Genomic DNA, 5,077 nt, shown 5'->3' with positions numbered 1-5,077 from the left:
GGCGCGAGGTGCCGGTGACACGATCGCCGCGCGCGGCAAGGGCATCGGCCAGCCCCCTGCCGACGCCACGCTGCGCACCGCTGATCAGAACTTCCATCCCGCCGCCTCCTTCTGTCCGGAAATGCTCCCCGGGGTGAACAGGCCGCGAGGCCAGAAGGCGGCAGGTGCCCGCTTCCTGCTGCCGGCTCAGTTTGTCTTCCGTGCCGGCACGAAGGGCAGGGGCGCCACCGGGATGCCGTCCTCGACGAGCCTTCGTGCCTCGTCGGCCTTCGCCTCGCCGTAGATGGAGCGTTCCGGGACACGGCCTTCGTGCATCGCCCGCGCCTCGGCCGCGAAGTTCAGCCCGACGTATTCGGAGGTCTCCTCCACCTGCCGGCGGAGTGCAGCAAGCGCCGCCTCGATCGGGCTCTGCGGCGTGGCGAGCGGTCCTGCGGCGGTGGCGGCGGCAGCCGCCTTGCGCGCGGGCCTCACGGCGGGCGCCATCAGCGTCTTGGCGACCCCGGTCGCGCCACAGACCGCGCAGGCGACATGGCCCGCCGCCGCAAGCCGGTCGAAGGCCTCGGCCGACTGGAACCAGCTTTCGAAGGCGTGGTCGTTGCTGCAGGTGAGCGAATAGCGGATCATGCGAAACCCCGGCCGTCCCCCTCTATGTGGTCAGAGGGGACGGGGAATCAAGCGTTTCGCGGCCCGGGCGCGAAGGCGGCGAGGATCGCGCCGAGTTCCGGCTCGGCCACCTTCCGGGCGGCCTTGGCCGGCCGGAACCAGCGCCGCCGGCGCTGGCAGCGCTCGGGAAAGTCGGACTTGAGACGTGCCACCTCGATTGGAAAGACCGAGACGATGCAGGGCTGCGCCGAGCCGTCCGCCATGGCCTTGTCGTAGGCGTAGAGCCCGAGCATCCCGCCCGTGACCTGACCCTCCACCCCGGCTTCCTCGAAGGCCTCGCGCAGCGCCGCCTCGGCGGGTGTCCTGTCCTTCATCAGCCAGCCCTTGGGGATCACCCAGCGACCGGTGTCGCGGCTGGTAACCAGAAGCACCTCGGGGCCGCGCCTTTTCGTCACGCGAAAGCACAGCGCACCTGTCTGCGCCATCGCCTCGGCCCCGTTGCCGCCAGTCTGTTCCATCTTCTTCATGGGTCTTCCGGGCCCGAAACGGACCCGGCTCCTGCCAAGACCTGCCGCTCCCCGACATTACGCGGGAATTGTGGAAAAACTTAGCACCGCCGCTGCCCCTATTCCACACCTAAGGCCGGCCATCCGGTCTCAGACGGTCGGAATCCCGCCCGACAGGATTGTCCGGAACCAGTCCGTGTCGATGTTGCCGCCCGAGAGGACGACGCCCACGCGACGGCCCTTCATCGCTTCCCGCTCCTGCAGGAGCGCGGCCAGTGCCGCCGCGCCAGCACCTTCCGCAACGTTGTGGGTGGCCGAGAAGAGGAGGCGGACGGCCACCGCGACCTCCTCCTCGCCGACCGCGACGATGCGGGCCGCGCCCCGGCCGTAGATGTCGAGCGCCGCCGGCACCGGCACGCGGACCGCCATCCCGTCGGCGAAGGTGCGGGCGGAGTTCGTCTCGACGATCCGCCCGGCCTCGAAGGAAAGCTTCGCACCGGGGGCATCGGCGGCGACCACGCCCACCACCTCCGTCGAGAGCCCCAGCGCGTCGCGCGCGGCGATCACCCCGCAGATGCCCGAGCCACAGCCGATCGGGACATAGACGGTGTGGAGCGGAGGGGCAGCGCGCAGGAATTCGAGCCCGTAGGTCGCGACCCCGCGGACGAGTTCGGAATGGAAGGGCGGCACCGGAAAGAGCCCCTCGGCGGCCGCCCGCATTGCCGCCTCTCTGGCGGTGTCGAAGTCCTCGCCATGTTCGCGCAGATCCGCCCCGAAGGCGCGCATGGCCGCGTTCTTCTCGACCGCGTTTCCCTTCGGCACGTAGATGACTGCGCGCAGGCCCGCCCGCGCCGCCGCCCGCGCCTGGGCCTGGCCATGGTTGCCGCGCGTCGCGGTGATGATGCCGGGGCAGTCGGGATGGGTTCGGCGCAGCCAGTCGACGAAGGTGATGGCGCCGCGCGCCTTGAAGGCCCCTATCGGCCCGTGGTTCTCGTGCTTGACCCAGGTCTCGGCACCGGTGGCTTCGGCGAGAAGCGGCCAGGCATATTGCGGCGTGGGGTCCATATGGCCATGGACCAGCCGTTCGGCGGCCTCCAGTTCGTCAAGCCTGAACTGCATCAGCGGCTCCTTTCAGGGGAGGGCCGGTTTCGCGGGCGAGTGCGGCGAGGAAGGCGGCGACGGCGGCCCCGGCGGTGAAGGGGGCGAGGGCGCGGGCTGCGGCTTCGGCCTGCCGCACCTGCGCCCGCGAATCGGCGAGGCCGAGGATCGCCGCTGCAAGGCTTGCGGCATCGGTGACCTCGATCGCGCCCCCCGCCGCGAGGAGCGCGGCATAGGCGGGTGCTGCGTTCGCCACGTGCGGGCCGGTCAGGATCGCCGAACCGTGTGCCGCAGGCTCGAAGGGCGTGTGGCCGCCCCGATCCACGAGCGAGCCGCCGACAAAGGTCATGCCGGCACCGGCATACCAGCGGTCCATCTCGCCCAGAGTGTCGGCAAGATAGACCGGGAGGGCTGCGTCGGGCTCCGCACCGGCGCTGCGCGTCGCGAAGGCAAGCCCCGCATCACGGATCGCCGCCTCGACCTCGGCGCGCCGCCGGGGATGGCGCGGGGCGAGGATCAGGCGGAGGTCGGGGCGCGCCGCGAGGGCCCGCTTGAAGGCGGCAAGCACGATCGCCTCCTCTCCCGCGTGGGTCGAGGCAGCAAGGAGCGTCGTCGCGCGAGGACAGGGCAGGGGTGCGGCGTCGATGGCGCCCGCCGCCGATTTCAGCACCATCAGCGGGCCGATCCGGTCTTCGGGAAGGCCGAGGGCGCGGAACCGGTCGCGCGAGGCCGTGTCCTGCGGGGCGAGCCAGGTGATCGCGCCGATGACGCTGCGGGCGAGGCCGGGAATGCGCCGCCAGGCCCCTGCGCTGCGCTCGGATATCCGGGCGGCGAGGCAGAAGACAGGGATGCCACGCGCCGCCGCCAGGCGGAGCCGGTTCGGCCAGAGCTCGTTCTCGATGACGATCAGGGCTGCCGGCCGGGCGGCGTCGAGAAAGCGCTTGAGGGTCCGGGTGTCGTCATGGGGCGCGAGGCGCACGGCGGTTCCGGGCAGGGCCCAGCCCTGCACGAGGTCGCGGCCGCTGAGGCTGTTCGCCGTCACCACGAGACGCAGCCCGGGCAGCGCCGAGCGCAGCGCGGCGATCACCGGCCGTGCCGCCGCGAGTTCGCCGTTCGAGGCGCCGTGGAGCCAGACCACCGGCCCCGCGCCCTCGGGCGGTTCGGGCGCACGGAGGCGTTCCGCCCCCGGCCAGGGCGCGAGCGCCGCGCGGAGGCGGAGCGAAAGCCCCGCGAGCCACATCAGGAACCGGTAGAGCACCATGTCCTTCGTCTGCCATGGCCCGTGCGACGGGGCAATGGTGCGCGATGATCCGGACGCGAAGCGCCGGCCGCCGGGACGCTCCCGCTCTCCTGCGGCCGAGGTCCCTGCGGCGGGGCAAGTGGCCGGATGCGTTCGCATCGGCCTTCCTGTCCGGAAACACCCCGGAGGTATCCGGTAAGGCAGCGCCTCCCCCTTCGGGTCGCCGCCGTCGGCGGCGAAGGCTCAGCCCTTTTCGGCGGTGGCGGCCCGGAACCAGGCGGCAATCCTGGCACGGTCAAGGGGGTCGAGGAACGAGGCCGAAGGAGGCGGCATCGCATGGCTGATGCCGGCCTGAAGGTAGATCTGCCGCGCATGGGCCGCGATCTGGCCGGGCGTTTCCAGCAGCACGCCCTTCGGCGCGCGGGCGATTCCTTCGAAGCCGGGCTCGGCCGCATGGCACATCGAGCAGTTGCCGAGGACAATCCCGGTGACCTCGTCGAATCCCGGCGCGGCGGCGAAGCGCTCGGCGGCGGGGTCGAGCCTGGCGTCCTCGTCGGCGGATGTCGTCGGCGCGGCCGAAAGCCAGGCGATCACGAGGAAGAGGAGCACGGTCGCAGCCCAGGTCCACCATGGGCTGCCCTTGCGGGCATGGCGGGTGTTGAACCAGTGCCGGATTGTCACGCCCATCAGGAAGACGAGGCTCGCGATCAGCCAGTTCCACTGCGTCGCGAAGGCGAGCGGGTAATGGTTCGACAGCATCATGAAGAGGACGGGGAGGGTCAGGTAGTTGTTGTGCGTGGACCGCAGCTTGGCAATCTTGCCGTATTTCGGGTCCGGCCGGCGTCCGGCGACGAGATCGGCGACGACGATCTTCTGGTTGGGTATGATCACGAGGAAGACGTTCGCGCTCATGACCGTCGCGGTGATCGCGCCGAGGTGGAGAAGCGCCGCGCGCCCGGTGAAGACGTTGGTGTAGAAGAGGGCGAAGCCAACCAGGACGAGGTAGAGGAGGATCATGAGAAGCGTCGGATTCTCCCCGAGGGGCGAGCGGCAGAGCAGATCGTAGATCACCCATGCGGCGAGGAGCGACGCGAGGGAGATCGCGATCGCCTGCCAGGGTGCGAGGTCCATGACCGCGGGGTCGATGAGGAAAAGCCCGGCCCCGAGGTAATAGACGAGGCCAAGCAGCGCGAATCCCGAGAGCCAAGTCGCGTAGCTTTCCCATTTGAACCATACGAGGTCGCCCGGCATCTGCTCGGGTGCGACGAGGTATTTCTGGATGTGGTAGAAGCCGCCGCCATGGACCTGCCATTCCTCCCCGTCCGCACCGGAGGCAAGATTACGGTCGCGGTGGAGTCCGAGGTCGAGCGCGATGAAGTAGAAGGAGGAGCCGATCCAGGCGATGGCGGTGACGACATGCAGCCAGCGCACGGCGAATTCGAGCCAGTCGGAGAGGAGCGTCGGATCGGGCATAAGGACCTCGGGTCGGATTCTGGGCGAGCTTACGGGGGAAACCCGGCCGAAGGCTATGCCGCGCTTGGCCTTTCTGATAATCCGTCGAATACCTGAGAACTTTCAAGATTGCCCGAAGAATGGCCTATGTCAGCAACATCCGCATGTTCGTCCGGGT

At 70.0% G+C, this 5,077-nt stretch carries 5 protein-coding genes; all 5 read right to left on the bottom strand.

Features of this window, described 5'->3' with window-relative positions:
• Positions 1 to 186: 186 nt before the first annotated feature.
• The 5 genes from ACMUOO_RS16355 to ACMUOO_RS16335 all read right to left on the bottom strand — a co-directional run bounded on the left by ACMUOO_RS16355 (position 187) and on the right by ACMUOO_RS16335 (position 4,920).
• Positions 187 to 624: a DUF1178 family protein gene (locus ACMUOO_RS16355; protein WP_301919204.1), complete on the bottom strand. Its 438-nt coding sequence runs from the start codon at positions 622 to 624 to the stop codon at positions 187 to 189.
• 47 nt (positions 625 to 671) lie between these two features.
• Positions 672 to 1,130, bottom strand: a complete 459-nt coding sequence (locus ACMUOO_RS16350; protein ID WP_301919203.1) for an NUDIX hydrolase — start codon at positions 1,128 to 1,130, stop codon at positions 672 to 674.
• Positions 1,131 to 1,259: 129 nt separating this feature from the next.
• On the bottom strand, positions 1,260 to 2,228 hold the full coding sequence (locus ACMUOO_RS16345) for a threonine dehydratase (RefSeq protein WP_301919202.1): 969 nt from the start codon (positions 2,226 to 2,228) through the stop codon (positions 1,260 to 1,262).
• Positions 2,212 to 3,606 carry a 3-deoxy-D-manno-octulosonic acid transferase gene (locus tag ACMUOO_RS16340; RefSeq protein ID WP_413855734.1) on the bottom strand — a complete coding sequence of 465 codons (1,395 nt, stop codon included), beginning with the start codon at positions 3,604 to 3,606 and terminating at the stop codon, positions 2,212 to 2,214. The genes ACMUOO_RS16345 and ACMUOO_RS16340 overlap by 17 nt, the downstream gene beginning before the upstream one ends.
• Positions 3,607 to 3,690: 84 nt before the next feature.
• Complete coding sequence (locus tag ACMUOO_RS16335; RefSeq protein WP_301919200.1) at positions 3,691 to 4,920, bottom strand: urate hydroxylase PuuD; 1,230 nt, start codon at positions 4,918 to 4,920, stop codon at positions 3,691 to 3,693.
• Positions 4,921 to 5,077 lie beyond the last annotated feature (157 nt).

This window comes from Albidovulum sp. (assembly GCF_041919395.1).
GTDB lineage: Bacteria > Pseudomonadota > Alphaproteobacteria > Rhodobacterales > Rhodobacteraceae > Albidovulum.
This window is presented reverse-complemented; position numbering and strand designations above follow the sequence as displayed.

What these genes read in the sequence shown, in the direction of transcription:
- ACMUOO_RS16355 (WP_301919204.1), bottom strand. Translation starts at nt 624, where the DNA reads ATGATCCGCTATTCGCTCACCTGCAGCAACGACCACGCCTTCGAAAGC.
- ACMUOO_RS16350 (WP_301919203.1), bottom strand. Translation starts at nt 1,130, where the DNA reads ATGAAGAAGATGGAACAGACTGGCGGCAACGGGGCCGAGGCGATGGCG.
- ACMUOO_RS16345 (WP_301919202.1), bottom strand. Translation starts at nt 2,228, where the DNA reads ATGCAGTTCAGGCTTGACGAACTGGAGGCCGCCGAACGGCTGGTCCAT.
- ACMUOO_RS16340 (WP_413855734.1), bottom strand. Translation starts at nt 3,606, where the DNA reads ATGCGAACGCATCCGGCCACTTGCCCCGCCGCAGGGACCTCGGCCGCA.
- ACMUOO_RS16335 (WP_301919200.1), bottom strand. Translation starts at nt 4,920, where the DNA reads ATGCCCGATCCGACGCTCCTCTCCGACTGGCTCGAATTCGCCGTGCGC.